Origin of the sequence: Salinisphaera sp. (assembly GCF_002729955.1) — a bacterium.
Taxonomy (GTDB): Bacteria; Pseudomonadota; Gammaproteobacteria; order Nevskiales; family Salinisphaeraceae; genus Salinisphaera.
Genome location: NZ_PBYA01000031.1, coordinates 15,147 through 33,046 on the forward strand (window position 1 = coordinate 15,147; position 17,900 = coordinate 33,046).

The following is a 17,900-nucleotide window of genomic DNA, read 5'->3' on the forward strand; positions in this document are numbered from 1 at the left end:
CGCGTTGTCGGTCGCCGACCTTTCGGCTAGCATGCGCGCTGTTATTCCCCGGCATGAGTCTTGGATCGCGATGGCAGGCGACGCGGCGGGCACCCGCTATATTTTCGTGACCGGCGGGGTGGTGTCCTCGCTCGGCAAAGGCATCGCGGCAGCGTCGCTCGGCGCACTGCTTGAATCACGGGGCCAACGCGTCTCGGTGATCAAGCTCGATCCGTATCTCAACGTGGACGCGGGCACCATGAGCCCGTTCCAGCACGGCGAGGTGTATGTCACCCGCGACGGCGCCGAAACCGACCTCGATCTGGGCCACTACGAGCGCTTTCTGAAAACGCGCACCTCGCGGCTGTCGAATTTCACGACCGGTCAGATCTACAACAACGTCATCAACAAGGAGCGCCGCGGCGACTACCTGGGTGGCACGGTTCAGGTCATTCCGCATATCACCGACGAGATCAAGCGCTGCATTCTCGAAGGCGGCGAGGGCGCTGATATCTGCCTGGTAGAGATCGGCGGTACCGTCGGCGATATCGAATCGCTGCCGTTTCTCGAAGCGATCCGTCAGTTCGCCGTGGAGCTTGGCCATCACCGCGTGCTGTTCATGCACCTGACGCTGGTGCCCTATATCGCCTCCAGCGGCGAGATGAAGACCAAGCCCACCCAGCATTCGGCCAAGGAACTGCGCTCGATCGGTATCCAGCCGGATATCCTGCTGTGTCGCGTGGACCGGCCGCTGCCGGAGAACGAGCGCCGCAAGATCGCGTTGTTCACGAACGTCTCCGAGCGCGCCGTGATCGCCTGTATCGACGTCGACGACATCTACAAGATGCCGGGCCTGCTACAGGCCCAGTCGCTGGATGCGCTGGTGCTCGAGCATTTCAATATTTCTGCGCCGAGCGCGGATCTGTCCAACTGGGCCAAGCTGGTCGAAGCCCGCCGGACCCAGGACGTCACCGTCAAGGTGGCCATGGTGGGCAAGTACGTCGACCTGGCCGATGCCTACAAGTCGGTCAACGAAGCGCTATCGCATGCGGGGCTGCATACCGGCACGCGCGTGGATATTCATTATCTGGATTCCGAGACGGTCGAGCGCGATGGCGGCGACTGTCTGGCCGGCATGGATGCGATTCTGGTGCCCGGCGGCTTTGGCGAACGCGGCATCGAAGGCAAGATCACCGCCGCGCGCTATGCTCGGACCCATAACATTCCGTATTTCGGTATCTGTCTGGGCATGCAGGTGGCCTGTATCGAGTTCGCCCGCGACATCGCCGGTCTGGAAGGCGCCCACAGCACCGAGTTCGTGGCCGAGCCCGCGCATCCGGTGATCGGCCTGGTCACGGAATGGCACGATCTGGCCGGCGAAGTGCAAAAGCGTAATGCCGATGTGGACCTCGGCGGCACCATGCGTCTGGGCGAACAGCGCTGCGATCTGGTCGCCGACACGCTGGCGGCGCGCTGCTACGACGCCACCGAAGTGTTCGAACGCCATCGCCATCGCTACGAGTTCAACAATCACTACCGCGATGTGCTGGCCGAGAAGGGGCTCGTGTTTTCCGGCATTTCGGCCGAAGACAACCTGGTCGAGATCGTGGAACTGCCCGATCACCCCTGGTTTCTCGGCTGCCAGTTCCATCCGGAGTTCACTTCCACGCCGCGGGCAGGGCATCCGCTGTTCATCGGCTTTATTGCGGCCGCCCGCGCGCATAGCACGGCGGGCGCCGACGCCTGATGGCGATGCAGCTCTGCGGTTTTGAAGTCGGCATGGACCGGCCGCTGTTTCTTATTGCCGGTCCGGACAGCCTGGAATCGCCCGGCATGGTCATGGACGTGGCCGGGCATTTGGCCGAGCTCTGTCGTGAGCTGGGCATCGGCTACATCTTCAAGGGGTCGTTCGACAAGGCCAACCGCAGTTCCGGCGACAGCTACCGTGGCCCCGGCATCGAAGCCGGGCTGGATATGCTGGCCGCGGTCAAACGCGATATCGGCGTGCCCGTGACCACCGACGTGCATGTCGAAGACCAGATCGCGCCCGTGGCTGCCGTGGTAGATCTGTTACAGACACCGGCCTTTCTCTGTCGCCAGACCGATTTCATCCAGGCGGTCGCGGCCAGCGGCACGCCGGTGAATATCAAGAAGGGGCAGTTTCTCTCCCCGGGCGAAATGAACGGTGTGGTGGCCAAGGCACGCGCGGCCGGCGGCGAGCAGATCATGGTCTGTGAGCGCGGCTATGCGTTTGGCTACAACAATCTGGTTGCGGATATGCGCAGCCTGGCGATCATGCGCGATACGAACTGTCCGGTGGTGTTCGATGCCACCCATTCGGTCCAGCTACCGGGCGGGCAGGGCAGCCGCTCGGGCGGCGCGCGCGAACAGATTCCGGTATTGTCGCGCTCTGCCGTGGCGGCCGGAATTTCCGGTTTGTTCATGGAAACGCATCCGGACCCCGACAAGGCCCTTTGTGATGGGCCCAATTCATGGCCGCTGGCGCATATGCGCGAGCTGCTGGAGACGCTGGTCGAGCTCGACGGCGTGGTCAAACGCCGTGGCACGATCGAGTCGACGCTCGTCCAACCTTAAACGAAACGCGAAAGCAGTATTCCTATGTCGAAGATCAAGCAGATTCGTGGATATCAGGTCATCGATTCGCGCGGCAACCCGACGGTCGCCGCCCGTGTGACGCTGGAAACCGGTGCCGTGGGCACGGCCATGGTGCCCTCGGGCGCCTCCACCGGCAGCCTCGAGGCGGTCGAATTGCGCGACGGCGACGGCGATCGTTTCCTGGGCAAGGGCGTGACCCGAGCCGTGGCCAATATCAACGGTGAGATCGCCAAGAAGCTCAAGGGCTTTGAAGCGGATGACCAGGCCGGCCTCGACAAGACGCTTATCGAACTCGATGGTACCGATAACAAGGGCCGCCTGGGTGCCAACGCGCTGCTGGGCGTATCGCTGGCGGTGGCCCATGCCGCGGCCAACGACAACAAGCAGGGCCTGTACGATTTCCTCGGCCACGACGATGCGGTGAACCTGCCGGTGCCGATGATGAACGTCATCAACGGCGGCGCCCATGCCAACAACAACGTGGACATGCAGGAGTTCATGATCGTGCCTGCCGGCGCGCCGAGCTTTTCGGAAGCCATGCGCTGTGGCGCCGAGATCTTCCAGCATCTCAAGAAGCTGCTGGGAGAGCGCGGCCTGGCCACGGCCGTGGGCGACGAGGGCGGTTTCGCCCCCGATCTGCCGTCCAATGCCGCCGCCCTGGATACGCTGGTCGAAGCCATCGAACGGGCCGGCTACAAGCCCGGCGGCGATGTCTGGCTCGGCCTGGACGCAGCCAGCACCGAGTTCTGCGAAAACGGGCGCTACAAGCTGGCTTCGGAAAACGCCGACTACGATGCGGCGGGCTTCGTGGACTATCTGGCCGGGCTGGTCGACAAGTACCCGATCATCACCATCGAAGACGGCATGGCCGAAGACGACTGGGACGGCTGGGCCCTGCTCACCGAGCGCCTGGGCGATCGCGTACAGCTGGTCGGCGACGATCTGTTCGTGACCAATACGCGCATCCTGCAGAAAGGTATCGAGGAAGGCATCGCCAACTCGATTCTCATCAAGCCCAACCAGATCGGCACGCTCACGGAAACGCTGCGGGCCATCGACGTGGCCACCCGCGCCGAATACACGGCCGTGGTGTCGCATCGCTCCGGCGAAACCGAGGATTCCACCATCGCCGATCTGGCAGTGGCCACCTCCGCGACCCAGATCAAGACCGGCTCGCTGTCGCGCTCCGACCGCATCGCCAAGTACAACCGCCTGCTCATGATCGAGGCGGAGCTGGGTGCCCGGGCGGTGTATCCGGGGCGCAGCGCATTCAATGTCGGCTTCTAGACGAGTCGCCACACGAGCCAATCGTCCATGCAAGACTGGCGTCGCGACATGAGCACGATGCGCGCCGAGATCGGCAGCCGCCTGGCGCGGCTGAGCACCGATCTGGCGGGCGCTAGACAGGACCGGCCCCCGCGCTACAATCGGCGTATGTATCGCGCCGTCATCATCGTGCTTGTGCTCGTGCTCGCCGCGCTGCAATACCGGCTGTGGGTCGCCGATGGCGGCTGGGCCGAAGTGCATCGTCTGAGCGAGATGAAGCAGGAGTTGGCCGAGGCCAACGAGCGCAATCAGGTCCGTAACGATGCGCTGCAGGCCGAGGTGGACGACCTCAAGTCCGGCGAGAGCGCGACCGAAGGCCGGGCGCGCTCCGATATGGGCATGATCCGGCGCGACGAGGAATTCTTTCTGACCATTGCGCCGCCCGGCCCGACGCAGCCCAAGAGCCAGGACAGACAGCAGGGCAACGCCGGAAGCGACGACGGATCCGACGCACAATGACGTTGGTCAACGGCGATGCGGTCGATATGGCCGCATTGGCCTATGCGCGCGGCGAGGTGCCGCAGGCTCGTGCCCGGTTACGGGCATGCCCGGCCGATTTTTTCGTGGATGAAGACTGCGATATTGCCCTGTCCGGCAGCGGCGAACACTTGTGGTGTCGTATCGAAAAGACCGGGCTGAACACGCAGGACGCCGTGCAGGCGCTTTCCCGCGCCACGGGCGTACACCCGCGCCAGATCGGTTTTGCCGGCATGAAGGACCGGGTCGCGGTCACGCGCCAGTGGCTGTCCATCGCCTGGCCGATTGCCCGCGATCTGCCCGAGCTGGGCGGTATCGACGGTATCGAGGTTCTCGAAATGGGCCGCCACGAGCGCAAGCTCAAACGCGGTGCCCATCGCGGCAATCACTTCGTGCTGCGCCTGCGCGAGCTCGACGGCGATCGCGATACGCTTGAGGCCGACCTGGCCCGGGTGCGCGCCCAGGGCGTACCCAACTACTTCGGCGCCCAGCGGTTTGGTCATGGCGGTCGCAACCTCGGCCTGTCGCGGGCGCTGTTCGCCGGCAAGCGGCTGTCGCGCAACCGGCGCGGCTTCGCGCTATCGGCCGCGCGTTCGCTGCTGTTCAATGCGGTGGTCGATGCCCGCGTGCGCGAGGCCAGCTGGAATACCCTGATCGACGGCGAAGCCGTGATGCTCGACGGCAGTCACAGCGTCTTTTCGCTGGCCGATACAGATCAGAGCACCGACGAACTGGAACAGCGGCTGGCGCGTTTCGATATCCATCCGAGCGGGCCGCTGGCCGGCCGTGGTGGCAAGGACGTGATCCGCGGCCGTGCGCAGGCACTCGAACAGGCCGTACTGGCGGAATACGCGGATCTCGTGGCCGGGCTCGAGCGCTGTGATGTCGATGCCGGCCGCCGCGCGCTGCGCCTGGCGGTGCCGTCGCTGGAATGGCAATTCGAGGACGATGCCACACTGGTGCTCTCGTTCTGGCTGCCCCCCGGCGCGTTTGCGACCAGCCTGCTGCGCGAACTGCTACAAACAGACGAGCAAGGCTGACCCACGGCGAGATGACTCGCGGCCAAGTATTTACCAGGTTCGGCATCGGCGTTCACGCTCGGCGCATTCTTTATTCCGAATGCCTTTTCTGCGCGTGGCCGCGTCTATTTGCTCACGATATTCCGCCTTGAGCGCCGCGACGACGGATCCGCGTACCTGATCGATGAGCGGCCCGCGGCTATGCCGAGGCATCGAGCCAGCGATATTCCATCTGCCGTGCGGTACGCCGGGCAAGCGCGGGGTCGGCCAGTTTGGCCACCAGGTAAAGGCTCATGTCGATGCCGGCCGAAATCCCGCCCGAGGTGACATAGCGGCCGTCCTGCACCCAGCGTTGATCGGGCTGGACCGTCAGTGCCGGAAAGCGGTCGGCAAGCATCGCCTGATCCTCCCAGTGCGTGGTCACGCTGCGGCCATCGAGCAGGCCGGTCGCGGCCAGCAGGAACGCGCCGGTACACACGCTTGCGACCACCCGGGCCGGTTTAGCCGCTGCATGGAGCGCCGCCAGCGTCTCGGGTCGCTGCAACTGGGATTCGTGTTCGCCGCCGGCGACGATGAGCACGTCCAGCGGGGCGTGGCTGCCCAGCACATCGTCCGGGACCACGCGAAAACCGCCGCGCGCGTTTACAACGTTCGAAGTCGCGGCTACCAGACGCGGTTGAAGATGGGCGTCGCCGAGACGAGTGGCAGTAGTGAAAACCTCATAAGGTCCGCTGAAGTCGAGGACCTCGGCGCCCTCGTAGATGTAGATACCGATTTCCATGCCGCTCAGCCGCGCCGCAGGAGCACATACACCGCGCCGGTACCGCCGTCGTTTTCGCGTGCCGAGCAATAGGCCAGCACCTCGTCGCGCTGGCGCAGCCAGTGGGCGACCTTGACCTTGAGCACGGGGCCGCGGTTGCCCGAGCGCAGCCCCTTGCCGTGGACCACGCGCACGCAGCGATAGTCGCGATCGAGTGCTTCTCTCAGGAACACCGCAAGGCAATGGCGGGCGACGTCCACGATCATGCCATGCAGGTCGATCTCGGCCTGGCAGCGGTACTGGCCGCGTCGCAGTTTGCGCATCACCGATAGCTGTACGCCTTCGCGACGGTGGAACAGGTCGTCGCCGGTTTCGATATCGTCGCCGGGCGAGAAATCCAGCAGTTCGCCGATCACCGCCTGTTCGTCGGCCTCACGCATGGCCGGCCGGGCCGAGGGCATATGCCGCCAGGGACGACGCCGCTGGCCCTTCGCAACTTCGGTCACCGGCCCGACCGCGTCACGAAACAGGGCGCTGTCGTCGTCGCTAATCTGGCTGTCGCGGTTGGTGCGGGCGCGGTTTTGGGAACGGGAACGGTCGGCCATGCCGGTGATTCACTCAAGCAGGAAAGCCTCGATTTAGGCTATGCTAGCGAGCCTGCGGCGTGCTTGCACGCGCCGATAATCTCGCTTTCCATCGAATCCTTGCATGCGATTACTGCTGAGTAACGATGACGGCTGTCACGCGCCCGGGCTGACGGCCCTGCGCGGCGCCCTCGCCAAGATCTGTGACGATATCGTCACGGTCGCGCCCGACCGCAACCGCAGCGGGGCAAGCAACTCGCTCACGCTGGAGCGGCCTCTGCGCGTGAGCCAGGTCGCCGAGGGGCTGTATTCTGTCGACGGCACGCCCACCGACTGCGTGCATCTGGCGACCACCGGCCTGTTCGAGCAGGACGCCGACATGGTCGTCTCCGGCATCAACCATGGCGCGAATCTCGGCGACGACGTGCTGTATTCGGGCACCGTGGCCGCGGCCACCGAAGGGCGTTCGCTTGGCCTGCCCGCGGTCGCGATCTCTTTGGTGGGCGAGAATCCGCGCCACTTCGATACGGCGGCTCGGGTGGCGGTATCGGTAGTGAAGCTGCTTATCGACCAGCCGTTGCCCAACGATACGATCCTCAACGTGAACGTGCCTGACCTGGCCTACGAAGAACTCTCCGGCTTTGCTGCCACCCGATTGGGCAACCGGCATCGCGCCGAACGGCTGGTCGAGGACAGCGATCCGCGCGGGCGCCCGATCTTCTGGATCGGCCGTGCCGGCGGCGAGGCCGATGCCGGCCCGGGCACCGACTTTCATGCCATCGCCTCTGGTCAGGTCTCGATCACGCCGATACAGATCGATCTGACCCGCCATGACGCGCTCGGCGCGCTGGGCGACTGGGTGGGGCGGCTTTGACCGGAGCGGTATCATCGCTGTGCGCGTTCCGGGCTCGACGCGGCGGGGGCGACCTCGACCAGAACACGGCCGGAACGGCTGTCGGGGTTCAAACGCAACGCGTGCATGACTAGATTCGGGCTTCCAAAACATCCCCACGTCCGTGGCTTCGGTATGGCCTCGGGGCGCAGCCGTGCGCGTCTTATCGAGCGGCTGCGTGAGCTGGGGATAGACAACGAGCACGTGCTCGCGGCCATGGAGACGGTGCCGCGGCATCAGTTCGTGGACGAGGCCATGAGCAGTCGTGCCTACGACGATACCGCCTTGCCGATCGGCTACGGGCAGACGATTTCCCAGCCTTATATCGTCGCGCAGATGACGTCGTTGCTGATCGCCGGCGGTGTACCGGACAACGTGCTCGAGATCGGGACCGGCAGCGGCTATCAGGCCGCCGTACTCGCCGAGATTCTGCCCGCGGTCTATACCGTGGAACGCATCGAGCCGCTTTATGAACGCGCAAGGCGACGTTTTGCCGAACTCGGCTATCGCAACGTGCGTGCGCGCCTGGCGCGCGATGGCATGCTGGGACTGCCCGACTACGGGCCGTTTGCGGCGATCGTGGTGACCGCGGGTGCCGAGACGCTGCCCACCTCGCTCTACGAACAGCTTGCCGACGGCGGGCGCATCATCGTGCCCGTCGGCCCCAGCGGCGATCAGCGTTTGATCGTGGTCCGTCGCGATGGCGGCTATTTTGAACAGCAGGCGCTGGATGCGGTCAGTTTTGTACCGCTTATCGAGCAGCGTAGCGATGAACCCAGCCATTAATAGCCGTTAGGGGACGTTCCCACCGATGTTTCGCCGTCTTTACGACTGGGTCGTACGCGCCTCCGGCCACCGCAGGGCGCCTTCTTTTCTCGCCCTGCTTGCGTTCTCCGAGTCTTCGTTCTTTCCGATTCCGCCGGACGTCATGCTCGCGCCGATGACGCTGGCACGCCCGGAACGCGCCTGGCGGTTCGCCGCCATTACCACCATCGCCTCCGTGCTTGGCGGCATGCTGGGCTACTGGATCGGGGCGCTGTTTCTGGAAGCGCTGCTGCCGTGGCTCAAGGAGCTGGGCTATTATTCGGCCTACACGACCGCACGCGACTGGTTCGAAAGCTACGGCTTCTGGGCGGTATTGCTCGCCGGCGTTTCGCCGATACCGTACAAGGTGTTCACGGTGGCCGCCGGCGCGGTGGCCATGCCGTTTGTGCCGTTCATGGCCGGCTCCATTGTCGGCCGCGGCGTTCGCTTTTTTCTGGTGGCCGGGCTGGTACGCTTTCTCGGGCCGGTTTTCGAGCAGCGTCTGCTCAAATATATCGATTGGATCGGATGGGCTATCGTCGCCGTCATCGTTGTCGTAATCGCGGTACTGCAGCTGCGATGAAGCGCCTGGGGCTGGTGCTGTTGGTCGCGCTCGCGGTAGCCGGCTGTTCGCTGCGCACCGCGATGCGCCCGGATACCTATACCGTACGCCGGGGCGATACGCTCTCGCAGATCGCGGCGACCTATGGCATGGACTGGCGCGACCTGGCGCGTTGGAACAACATCCGGGCCCCCTACATCATCGAAGTGGGCCAGCAGCTGTCGCTGGATCCATATCCGCCGCTCGACTATTCACGTGCGAGCCGTCCCACGCGCGGCCCGCAGCCGGCCGCGCCACCGGCGGCCAGACAGCCACAGGTCGCACGCGCGCCTCAGGACTCCCGGGCGGCTCAGGAGGCGGCCATTCAGGCGTCGACGCCACAGCTCACGCGCACGATCGAACAGTCGGGTTCGCCCGCCCGGGGTACGACCCCGAGTGCGCCAAACCGCCCGGCGCCTGAGCCGGCCGCAACGGTGACCGAGCAGGCTGATGTCGCCGCCGAGGCCGAAATCAATCAGGCAAGTCGCGAATCCGCTGCCCAGCCCACGCGCACCGGCGGGCCGAGCGAGGACGGCTGGCAATGGCCGGCCAGCGGCTCGATCATCCGCGGCTATGCGGCCCAGCGTACGCGTCAGGGCATCGATATCGGCGGCCGGGAAGGCTCGCCGGTGTATGCGGCGTCCAGCGGCCGGGTGGTCTACAACGGCACCGGCCTGAAAGGCTACGGCAAGCTGCTCATCATCAAGCACGATGAAAAGTATCTTTCGGCCTATGGTTTCACCCGCAATACGCGGGTCTCGCAGGGCCAGGACGTGGCCGCGGGCATGCATATCGCTGATATGGGCCTCGGCCCGCAGAACCGGCCGATGCTGCACTTCGAAATCCGTCGTGATGGGCGGCCTATCGACCCGGCGAGCGTGTTGCCGAACGCCGACTAGGCCAGGGCGCCCATGGCGCGCGACGGGATCGGCGCGTCGCGTGCATCGCGTTTTCGGTGCGGCAGTAGGTTTCAGCGTTGTGTTGCAAGCCCTGCGGCGCTCGTGTCGTCGGTAGTCGGCTTATCGCGATTCTGGCAAACTGCCGCGTCTTGTTTTGTTCCTGTAAATGGCCCACCGAGCCCGCCACGGCTCCCGAACCCGATCGATCATGTCTAATCCGTCGCCCAAATCTGAATTCGCGCGAATCAATCGCTTGCCGCCGTATGTGTTCGGCATCATCGGCGAACTCAAGCAGGCGGCGCGAGCGCGGGGCGAGGACATCATCGACTTCGGCATGGGCAACCCCGATCAGCCGACGCCGGAACATATCGTCAAAAAGCTTACGGACGCGGCCCAGCGTCCGGATACGCATCGCTATTCCGTATCCAAGGGCGTGCCGCGCCTGCGGCTGGCGATCTGCGACTGGTACAAGCGCAAGTTCGATGTCGATCTCGATCCGGCGAGCGAAGCCATCGTCACCATGGGCTCGAAAGAGGGCCTGGCGCATCTCATGCTCGCCATCCTCGAGCACGGCGATCAGGTGCTGGTGCCCAACCCGGCCTATCCGATCCATCCCTACGGCGCGGTGATCGCGGGTGCTGACGTGCGTCATGTGCGCATGATGCCGGACTCGGATTTCTTCGCCGAGCTGGAACGCGCGATCAAGGAATCCTGGCCGCGTCCGAAGATGATGCTGCTCAACTTTCCGGCCAATCCGACCACCCAGTGTGTCGAGCTGGAATTCTTCGAGCGCTGTGTGGAAATGGCCCGCGAGTACGATCTGTGGATCGTGCAGGATCTGGCGTACGCCGATCTGTGCTTCGACGGCTACGAGGCGCCGTCGATCCTGCAGGTACCGGGTGCGAAGGACGTGGCCGTGGAGTGCTATACGCTTTCCAAGAGCTACAACATGCCGGGCTGGCGGGTTGGCTTCATGTGCGGCAATCCGACGCTGATCGCCGCACTGGCGCGCATGAAGTCCTATCTGGATTACGGCATGTTCACGCCGGTGCAGGTGGCCGCGATCGCGGCGCTCAACGGCCCGCAGGACTGCGTGACAGAAATCCGCGACATGTATCAGAAACGGCGCGACGTGCTCTGCGACGGCCTCAACGATATCGGCTGGCAGGTCGATCGCCCCAAGGCAACGATGTTCGTCTGGGCGCCGATTCCCGAGCCGTATCTGGAAATGGGGTCGCTGGAGTTCACCAAGAAGCTGCTGGCGGATGCCGAGGTTGCGGTATCGCCGGGCATCGGCTTTGGCGAATACGGCGATACGCACGTGCGCTTCGGCCTGATCGAAAACGAACAGCGCACGCGTCAGGCGCTGCGCAACATCAAGCGCATGTTCAAGCGCGACGGGCTGATCGACAGCCTGTAGGCGCGCTGCGCTCGAACAAAACCAGGAGACGAGAGTGAAACCGGTCAACGTGGGACTACTCGGGCTCGGCACCGTGGGTGCGGGTGCGGTCAATCTGCTCGAACGCAACGGCGTGGAAATCACCCGGCGTGCGGGGCGCGAGATTCGCGTGGTGCGTGCTGCGGTACGCAACCCCGACAAGCCGCGCGAGTGCGCGACCACCGGTATCGAGATCGGTACCGACTGCAATGCCGTGGTCACCGATCCGAACATCGACGTGGTCATCGAGCTGATCGGCGGCGATACCGAGGCCTATGATCTGGTCATGGCCGCCATCGCCAACGGCAAGCATGTGGTCACCGCCAACAAGCATCTGATCGCGCTGCACGGCAACGAGATATTCGCCGCGGCCGACGAAGCCGGCGTGGTGGTGTCGTTCGAGGCCGCGGTGGCCGGGGGTATTCCCATCATCAAGGCCATGCGCGAAAGCCTGGCGGCCAACCATATCGAATGGGTGGCCGGCATCATCAACGGCACCGGCAACTTCATTCTCAGCCAGATGATCTTCGAGGATCAGAGCTTCGAGGACGCGCTGGCGGACGCCCAGCGCCTGGGCTTTGCCGAAGCCGACCCGACCTTCGACGTGGAAGGCACCGACGCAGCCCACAAGCTGGCCATCATCGGCGCGATCGCCTTCGGTATTCCGCTGTCGTTCGACAAGATCTATACCCAGGGCATTCGCGATATCGACAGCATGGATATCGAGTACTGCGCGGAGCTGGGCTATCGCATCAAGCATCTCGGTATCGCTCGCCGCGCGGACGAGGGCGTGGAGCTACGCGTGCATCCCACGCTGGTCTCGCAGAAGGCGTTGCTGGCCAACGTGGAAGGCGAAAAGAACGCGATCATGGTCTACGGCGATTCCGTGGGCCCCACCGTGTACTACGGCGCGGGCGCCGGCGCAGGGCCGACCGCTTCCTCGGTGGTCGCCGATCTGATCGATACCGTACGTATCATGAGCATCGACCCGAAAGGGCGGGTGCCGCATCTGGCCTTCCAGCCCGACCAGCTCACCGAAGAGCCGATCGTGGGCAGCGACGACTTCGTCTGCGGGCATTATTTCCGGGTTCAGGTCGCCGACCAGATCGGCGTCATGGCCGAAATCACCCGTGCGCTGGCCGATCAGCAGATCGGCATCGAAGCGATCCTGCAGAAGGATCCGCCCACCGAGGAAGACGATGCCCATGTCATGATCGTCACCAAGGCAGCGCGTGAAAGCAATCTGTTGAAGGTGCTCGATCATATCCGGTCGCTACCCTATGTACGCGACGGCATCGTGCATATGCGCGTGGCCCAGTTCGAAGATTAACGCGCCGAGGCAGCACATGAGATATATCAGCACCCGGGGCAAGGCGCCTGCGCTGAGTTTCGAAGAGGTCGTGCTGACAGGCCTCGCAAACGATGGCGGCCTGTACGTGCCCGAGCATATGCCGACGTTCTCGCACGACGAGCTGGCGGCCATGGCCGGGCTGCCGTACAGCGAGATCGCCTTTCGGGTGATGAAGCCCTTCGTGGGCGGCGAGATCGACGACGATACCTTTCGTCGCCTGATCGACGAGACTTATGCCACCTTCAAGCACGATGCGGTCGTGCCGCTCAAGCAGCTGTCGCACAATCATTATCTGCTTGAGCTGTTTCACGGGCCGACGCTGGCGTTCAAGGACGTCGCGCTGCAGTTGCTGGGGCGGCTGCTCGATCATTTCCTCGCCAAGCGCGCCGAGAAGGGCGTGATCATGGGGGCGACCTCGGGCGATACCGGCTCCGCCGCCATCGAGGGCTGTCGCCACTGCGACAATCTGGACATATTCATTCTGCACCCGCACCAGCGGGTGTCGGCCGTGCAGCGTCGCCAGATGACCACGGTGCTTGCCGACAACGTGCATAACATCGCCATCGAAGGCAATTTCGACGATGCCCAGGCCATGGTCAAGGCGAGCTTCGCCGACCAGGGTTTTCTACAGGGCACGCGGCTGATCGCGGTGAACTCGATCAACTGGGCCCGCATCATGGCTCAGATCGTCTACTACGTGGCCTCGGCAGTGGCCCTGGGCGCGCCGCATCGCGAAGTCAGCTTCTGTGTGCCCTCGGCCAACTTCGGCAACCTGTTTGCCGGCTATATGGCCAAACGCATGGGGTTGCCGGTCAAGCAGTTCGTGATCGCAACCAACGCCAACGATATTCTGCATCGCACGCTCACCGACAACGACTTTTCCAAGACCGAGCTCAAGGCCACGCTGGCGCCGTCCATGGATATCGTCGTTTCCTCGAATTTCGAACGCCTGCTGTTCGAAGCCTATGATCGCGACGGCCAGGCCGTAGCCGATCTGATGGCTCGGTTCGCCGACTCCCCGACCTCGCTGCACGACGCCCCGCTGGCCGAGCTGCGCAAGCTGTTCGCCAGCCATAGCGTGGATGACGACACGATTCTGGAAGTGATCCAGGAAGCCTTCGAGCATACCGGCGAACTGCTGGACCCGCATACGGCGACCGGCTATCGGGCGGCCCAGCGTGCGCGTGCTGACGAGACCACGCCCATGATCACCCTGGCCACCGCGCACCCCGCCAAGTTCGAGGAGGCCGTGGTCAAGGCCGGCTTCAAGGGCGCACCGCTGCCGGACAACATGCACGATCTGATGACGCGCGAAGAGCGTTACGACGTGCTGGCGGCCGAACTGAAAGCGGTGCAGGCCTACGTCGCCGAACATCGCCACTAGGGCCCACGGGCGACGCCTCGGCGTCGCCTGCGCCCGATGAATCGCTATGCCCGAGAAGGCCATGAGCCATGACGATGCCGTGCCGGCTCGCATCGTCGAGCGCCGCGTGGAGATCCCGCCGTCGTTAGGCGCTATCCAATCGCCGTTATTGCAGCGCCTGTATGCGGGCCGCGGCGTCACGACCGCCGAAGAACTGGATTATGGCCTGCGCGGGCTGCCGCATTTTTCCGGCCTGCGCGGTATCGATACGGCGAGCGAACTCATTGATGTCGCCATGCAGGGCGGCCATCGCATTCTGGTGGTGGGCGATTTCGACGCCGACGGGGCGACCAGCACCGCGCTCGTCTGCGATCTGCTCGAAGCCATGGGCGCGGCCCGTGTGTCCTATTTTCTGCCACATCGCGCGCGCCACGGCTATGGGCTGTCGCCCGCGGTGGTGGAAGCCGTCGGCGCAGGCGAGCCGGGCGATCTGATCGTGACCGTCGATAACGGGATTGCCAGCTTGGCCGGCGTGGCAGCCGCTCAGCGTGCCGGCTGGCGCGTACTGGTCTGCGATCACCATCTGCCCGGCGAGGCGTTGCCCAAGGCCGAGGCGATCGTGAACCCGAACCAGCCGGGCTGCGAGTTCGTTGGCAAGGCGCTTGCCGGGGTGGGCGTGGCCTTCTACCTGATGGCCGCGGTACGGGCACGCCTGGCCAGGAGCGAGCCCAAGTGCGCATTGCCGCGGCTAAGCGATTATCTCGATCTGGTGGCCGTGGGCACGGTGGCCGACGTCGTACGCCTGGATCACCTCAACCGCATGCTGGTCAGCCAGGGGCTGCGGCGTATCCGTCGCGGCCTGGCCCGCCCCGGCATCGCGGCTCTGATCGAGGTGGCCGGCCGCGATGCCAGCCGGCTGAACGCCGCCGATATCGGCTTCGCGGTGGGCCCGCGCCTGAACGCGGCAGGCCGGCTCGAGGATATGTCTATCGGCGTGGCCTGCCTGCGGGCCAGAGACGCCGCCAGCGCGCGTGCGACCGCCAGTGAACTGGCGTCCATCAATCGCCAGCGTCAGAGCGTACAGCGGCGCATGCAGGGCGAGGCCGATGCCGCGCTGGAAGCCCTCGAGCGCAGGCCGGCCGAGCGTGCGGCCCTGGTGGTACATAGCGACGATTGGCACGAAGGCATCGTCGGGCTGATCGCATCCCGGCTACGCGAACGTCATGGCCGGCCGGTGGTGGCGTTTGCCCCGGGTGCGAACGGCCGGCTCAAGGGCTCGGCGCGCTCGATCGCGGGCCTGCATATTCGCGATGCGCTGGCGGCGGTGGACGCCCGCCATCCGGGCCTGATCGACCAGTTTGGCGGCCATGCTCAAGCCGCGGGATTGGTGCTTTCGCCAGACGTCGTGGACGCGTTCGAGCAGGCGCTGGAGGCCACGGTCGCACAGCGGCTGACGGCGGAAATGCTCAGCCCGGATATCGTCACCGATGGATCGCTGGCCGTGCAGGAACTCGATCTGGAAACCGCAAAGCTGCTGGAGGCGAGTGGCCCCTGGGGCAACGGCTTCGAAGAACCGCTCTTTCACGGGCTGTTCGAAATCGTGTCGCAGCGCATCGTTGGCGAACGACATCTCAAGCTCGAGGTGCGGCATCCGCAGGCCAGCCATACCATCGAAGCGATGGTCTTCAACCATGCCGACCTGCTGGAAACCGGGGCGGTTTATCGGCTGGTGTATCGCCTGGCGGTCAATGTCTTTCGCGAGCGCATGAGCGCCAACCTCATCGTCAGTACGATCCGCCCGGACTGAGGGTACCGCGCTCTAGCCGCCGGCCTCGAGCCGGGCGAGCAGCTGTAGCTGAAAGACGAACATGAGCGCGGGCACGCCGATGAGAATGGCCAACCACAGCAGTATCTGATCGGCAAAACGGTCCAGCAGCCAGAAATAGGCGGCAGCGAAGAGGAAGCCGAGCAGGGCAGAGATCAAAGCGCCGCCGAGCCCCGCTCCGTGGAGCGCTAGTTCGCTAAAAAGTACGAACAGCGCCCAGCCGCCGGCGAAGACGAAAGGCCGCCCGAACCGGCTGGCCGTCCAGCCGAGGAAGATCAGTACGAGTACGCCCATGGCCAGCCCTCATCAAGCCCGGCCAGGTCCCGGCGTTGGGCGCTAGCGGCCGGTGTCAGTCGAAACGATCGTCGCAGACCTGGACCATACCGTCTTCTATGCGCACCGGAAAGGCGTGCACGTCCTCGTAGGCGGGCGGGGTCAGCGCCTTGCCGTTCTTGATACAGAACCGGGCACCGTGGCGCGGGCAGACGATTTCATCGCCCTCGACCTCGCCGCTGGCGAGTTCGCCGCCGTCGTGGGTGCACATGTCCTCGATGGCGTAGTAGCTGCCTTCGCGATAGAACACGGCCACCATCACGTCGTCCACGTCGACAACGCGGCACTGGCCTTCCCTGAGTTCGCCGTCCTTGGCGACATTCACCCAATCGGTCATGGTTCGCTCTCGTTGCTGCTGTGCGATCCGTGGCGCGTATCAGCCGAAGATACGCTGCACGCTTTCCAGGCCCTTGATCAGGGCATCGACATCGTCGTCGTCGTTGTAGCCGGCAAACGAAGCCCGCGCCGTGGCCGGTACGCCGAAGCGGGTCATCAGCGGCATCGCGCAATGATGCCCGGTACGAATGGCCACGCCCGATTCGTCGAGCAGGGTGCCGATATCGTGGGCATGCACGCCGTCCATCACAAAGGAGATGGTGGCGGCCTTGCCGGGGGCATTGCCGATGATGCGCAGCCCATCGATAGCCTGCATCCCCGCGGTCGCGCGTTCCAGCAGGCCGTGTTCGTAGGCGGCCACGGCATCGAGATCCACCCCTTCGAGGTATTCGATGGCCGCGCCCAGGGCGGCGGCACCGGCGATATTGGGCGTGCCGGCTTCGAACTTGTAGGGCAGCTCGTTCCAGGTGGTGCCCTCGAAGGAGACGGTTTCGATCATGTCGCCGCCGCCCTGGTAAGGCGGCATGGCATCGAGCAGGGCCTCGCGGCCGTAGAGCACGCCGATACCGGTCGGGCCGAACAGTTTGTGGCCGGAAAACGCGTAGAAGTCGGTTCCAAGCGCCTGTACGTCGACGGGCATATGCGCCACGGCCTGGGCGCCGTCGATGAGCGTGACGGCGTCCACCGCGTGGGCGGCCTCAACCATCTCGGCCACCGGCAACACCGTGCCCAGCGCATTGGATACATGCGCAAAGGCAGCGATCGCGGTGCGCTCGGACAGCCGGCTCTTGAAGGCTTCCAGGGTGACGCTGCCGTCGTCCTCGACCGGCACAACGACGATCTTGGTGCCGGTTTGCTCGGCCACGATCTGCCACGGCACGATATTCGAGTGGTGCTCGAGTTCGGTGAGCAGAATTTCGTCGCCCGCCTTCAGACGCGGCCGGGCATAGCACTGGGCAACCAGGTTGATGCCGTCGGTCGTGCCCCGCGTATAGACCAGCTCCGCACGGGTGCTGGCGTTGATGAAGCGCATGAGCCGATCACGCGCGCCTTCGTACTGGCGCGTGGCCCGTTGGGACAGGGCATGGATGGCGCGATGCACGTTCGCGTTGGCGTGGCGATAGTAGTCGTCGCTCGCCTTGATCACGGCCATCGGCTTCTGCGTGGTCGCCGCATTGTCCAGATAGGACAGCCGCATGCCGCCGTCGAGCGCTTCCGAAAGAATCGGAAAATCGGCACGAAAGCGGGCGGCGTCGAATGCGGTATGTCCGGCAGCGTTTGCAATAGCCATGAGTCC

18 protein-coding genes are annotated in these 17,900 nt (G+C 64.7%); 13 read left to right on the plus strand and 5 right to left on the minus strand.

Annotated features, from left to right (window positions below):
• The first annotated feature begins 70 nt into the window (after window positions 1-70).
• Genes CMN27_RS08845 through CMN27_RS08865 form a run of 5 tightly spaced genes read left to right on the plus strand, consistent with a single transcriptional unit; the run spans window position 71 to window position 5,438 of the window.
• Entirely contained in the window at window positions 71-1,726 is a 1,656-nt protein-coding gene (locus CMN27_RS08845; protein ID WP_293625673.1) for a CTP synthase, read from the plus strand.
• A 5-nt stretch (window positions 1,727-1,731) separates the two neighbouring features.
• Complete coding sequence (gene kdsA, locus CMN27_RS08850; RefSeq protein WP_366515436.1) at window positions 1,732-2,574, plus strand: 3-deoxy-8-phosphooctulonate synthase; 843 nt, start codon at window positions 1,732-1,734, stop codon at window positions 2,572-2,574.
• A 24-nt stretch (window positions 2,575-2,598) separates the two neighbouring features.
• Window positions 2,599-3,882 carry a phosphopyruvate hydratase gene (gene eno / locus CMN27_RS08855; protein WP_293625675.1) on the plus strand — a complete coding sequence of 428 codons (1,284 nt, stop codon included), beginning with the start codon at window positions 2,599-2,601 and terminating at the stop codon, window positions 3,880-3,882.
• Between the two features lie 27 nt (window positions 3,883-3,909).
• Window positions 3,910-4,380, plus strand: coding sequence for a septum formation initiator family protein (locus CMN27_RS08860; protein ID WP_293625676.1), 471 nt, complete (start codon window positions 3,910-3,912; stop codon window positions 4,378-4,380).
• The gene (locus tag CMN27_RS08865; RefSeq protein ID WP_293625677.1) at window positions 4,377-5,438 is read left to right on the plus strand and encodes a tRNA pseudouridine(13) synthase TruD; all 1,062 of its coding nucleotides are present in this window, start codon (window positions 4,377-4,379) and stop codon (window positions 5,436-5,438) included. Before CMN27_RS08860 ends, CMN27_RS08865 begins: the two co-directional genes overlap by 4 nt.
• Before the next feature lie 178 nt (window positions 5,439-5,616).
• Here CMN27_RS08865 and CMN27_RS08870 read toward each other — a convergent pair whose 3' ends face one another.
• Both CMN27_RS08870 and CMN27_RS08875 read right to left on the minus strand, forming a co-directional pair.
• Entirely contained in the window at window positions 5,617-6,198 is a 582-nt protein-coding gene (locus tag CMN27_RS08870) for a DJ-1/PfpI family protein (protein ID WP_293625679.1), read from the minus strand.
• Window positions 6,199-6,203: 5 nt separating this feature from the next.
• Entirely contained in the window at window positions 6,204-6,782 is a 579-nt protein-coding gene (locus CMN27_RS08875; protein WP_293625681.1) for a Smr/MutS family protein, read from the minus strand.
• Window positions 6,783-6,885: 103 nt separating this feature from the next.
• Between CMN27_RS08875 and surE the strand changes: the two genes are divergently transcribed.
• The 8 genes from surE (at window position 6,886) to recJ (ending at window position 15,916) form a co-directional block, all read left to right on the plus strand.
• Window positions 6,886-7,635 (plus strand): 5'/3'-nucleotidase SurE, encoded by a 750-nt coding sequence (surE, locus tag CMN27_RS08880; RefSeq protein WP_293625683.1) that lies wholly within the window; start codon window positions 6,886-6,888, stop codon window positions 7,633-7,635.
• Window positions 7,636-7,788: 153 nt separating this feature from the next.
• Window positions 7,789-8,439: a protein-L-isoaspartate(D-aspartate) O-methyltransferase gene (locus tag CMN27_RS08885; protein ID WP_293625685.1), complete on the plus strand. Its 651-nt coding sequence runs from the start codon at window positions 7,789-7,791 to the stop codon at window positions 8,437-8,439.
• A gap of 25 nt (window positions 8,440-8,464) precedes the next feature.
• Window positions 8,465-9,040, plus strand: a complete 576-nt coding sequence (locus CMN27_RS08890; RefSeq protein ID WP_293625687.1) for a YqaA family protein — start codon at window positions 8,465-8,467, stop codon at window positions 9,038-9,040.
• Entirely contained in the window at window positions 9,037-9,957 is a 921-nt protein-coding gene (locus tag CMN27_RS08895; protein WP_293625689.1) for a peptidoglycan DD-metalloendopeptidase family protein, read from the plus strand. The genes CMN27_RS08890 and CMN27_RS08895 overlap by 4 nt, the downstream gene beginning before the upstream one ends.
• 208 nt (window positions 9,958-10,165) lie before the next feature.
• On the plus strand, window positions 10,166-11,377 hold the full coding sequence (gene alaC / locus CMN27_RS08900; protein ID WP_293625691.1) for an alanine transaminase: 1,212 nt from the start codon (window positions 10,166-10,168) through the stop codon (window positions 11,375-11,377).
• A gap of 34 nt (window positions 11,378-11,411) precedes the next feature.
• On the plus strand, window positions 11,412-12,725 hold the full coding sequence (locus tag CMN27_RS08905) for a homoserine dehydrogenase (RefSeq protein ID WP_293625693.1): 1,314 nt from the start codon (window positions 11,412-11,414) through the stop codon (window positions 12,723-12,725).
• Window positions 12,726-12,741: 16 nt separating this feature from the next.
• Window positions 12,742-14,130 (plus strand): threonine synthase, encoded by a 1,389-nt coding sequence (gene thrC / locus CMN27_RS08910; RefSeq protein WP_293625695.1) that lies wholly within the window; start codon window positions 12,742-12,744, stop codon window positions 14,128-14,130.
• Between the two features lie 61 nt (window positions 14,131-14,191).
• Complete coding sequence (gene recJ / locus CMN27_RS08915) at window positions 14,192-15,916, plus strand: single-stranded-DNA-specific exonuclease RecJ (RefSeq protein WP_293625697.1); 1,725 nt, start codon at window positions 14,192-14,194, stop codon at window positions 15,914-15,916.
• Window positions 15,917-15,928: 12 nt separating this feature from the next.
• Here the strand turns inward: recJ and CMN27_RS08920 are convergent, their stop codons facing one another.
• The 3 genes from CMN27_RS08920 to CMN27_RS08930 are packed head-to-tail and all read right to left on the minus strand — an operon-like array spanning window position 15,929 to window position 17,894.
• Window positions 15,929-16,228 (minus strand): hypothetical protein, encoded by a 300-nt coding sequence (locus CMN27_RS08920; protein WP_293625699.1) that lies wholly within the window; start codon window positions 16,226-16,228, stop codon window positions 15,929-15,931.
• A gap of 55 nt (window positions 16,229-16,283) precedes the next feature.
• On the minus strand, window positions 16,284-16,604 hold the full coding sequence (locus CMN27_RS08925) for a non-heme iron oxygenase ferredoxin subunit (protein ID WP_293625701.1): 321 nt from the start codon (window positions 16,602-16,604) through the stop codon (window positions 16,284-16,286).
• 39 nt (window positions 16,605-16,643) lie between these two features.
• Window positions 16,644-17,894: a cysteine desulfurase gene (locus CMN27_RS08930; RefSeq protein WP_293625703.1), complete on the minus strand. Its 1,251-nt coding sequence runs from the start codon at window positions 17,892-17,894 to the stop codon at window positions 16,644-16,646.
• Between the last annotated feature and the right edge of the window lie 6 nt (window positions 17,895-17,900).

Coding starts and splice junctions, on each gene's coding strand:
- eno (WP_293625675.1), top strand. CDS start 2,599: ATGTCGAAGATCAAGCAGATTCGTGGATATCAGGTCATCGATTCGCGC.
- CMN27_RS08875 (WP_293625681.1), bottom strand. CDS start 6,782: ATGGCCGACCGTTCCCGTTCCCAAAACCGCGCCCGCACCAACCGCGAC.
- CMN27_RS08885 (WP_293625685.1), top strand. CDS start 7,789: ATGGCCTCGGGGCGCAGCCGTGCGCGTCTTATCGAGCGGCTGCGTGAG.
- alaC (WP_293625691.1), top strand. CDS start 10,166: ATGTCTAATCCGTCGCCCAAATCTGAATTCGCGCGAATCAATCGCTTG.
- CMN27_RS08865 (WP_293625677.1), top strand. CDS start 4,377: ATGACGTTGGTCAACGGCGATGCGGTCGATATGGCCGCATTGGCCTAT.
- kdsA (WP_366515436.1), top strand. CDS start 1,732: ATGCAGCTCTGCGGTTTTGAAGTCGGCATGGACCGGCCGCTGTTTCTT.
- thrC (WP_293625695.1), top strand. CDS start 12,742: ATGAGATATATCAGCACCCGGGGCAAGGCGCCTGCGCTGAGTTTCGAA.
- CMN27_RS08930 (WP_293625703.1), bottom strand. CDS start 17,894: ATGGCTATTGCAAACGCTGCCGGACATACCGCATTCGACGCCGCCCGC.
- CMN27_RS08870 (WP_293625679.1), bottom strand. CDS start 6,198: ATGGAAATCGGTATCTACATCTACGAGGGCGCCGAGGTCCTCGACTTC.
- CMN27_RS08895 (WP_293625689.1), top strand. CDS start 9,037: ATGAAGCGCCTGGGGCTGGTGCTGTTGGTCGCGCTCGCGGTAGCCGGC.
- CMN27_RS08920 (WP_293625699.1), bottom strand. CDS start 16,228: ATGGGCGTACTCGTACTGATCTTCCTCGGCTGGACGGCCAGCCGGTTC.
- CMN27_RS08925 (WP_293625701.1), bottom strand. CDS start 16,604: ATGACCGATTGGGTGAATGTCGCCAAGGACGGCGAACTCAGGGAAGGC.
- recJ (WP_293625697.1), top strand. CDS start 14,192: ATGAGCCATGACGATGCCGTGCCGGCTCGCATCGTCGAGCGCCGCGTG.
- CMN27_RS08845 (WP_293625673.1), top strand. CDS start 71: ATGGCAGGCGACGCGGCGGGCACCCGCTATATTTTCGTGACCGGCGGG.
- CMN27_RS08890 (WP_293625687.1), top strand. CDS start 8,465: ATGTTTCGCCGTCTTTACGACTGGGTCGTACGCGCCTCCGGCCACCGC.
- surE (WP_293625683.1), top strand. CDS start 6,886: ATGCGATTACTGCTGAGTAACGATGACGGCTGTCACGCGCCCGGGCTG.
- CMN27_RS08860 (WP_293625676.1), top strand. CDS start 3,910: ATGCAAGACTGGCGTCGCGACATGAGCACGATGCGCGCCGAGATCGGC.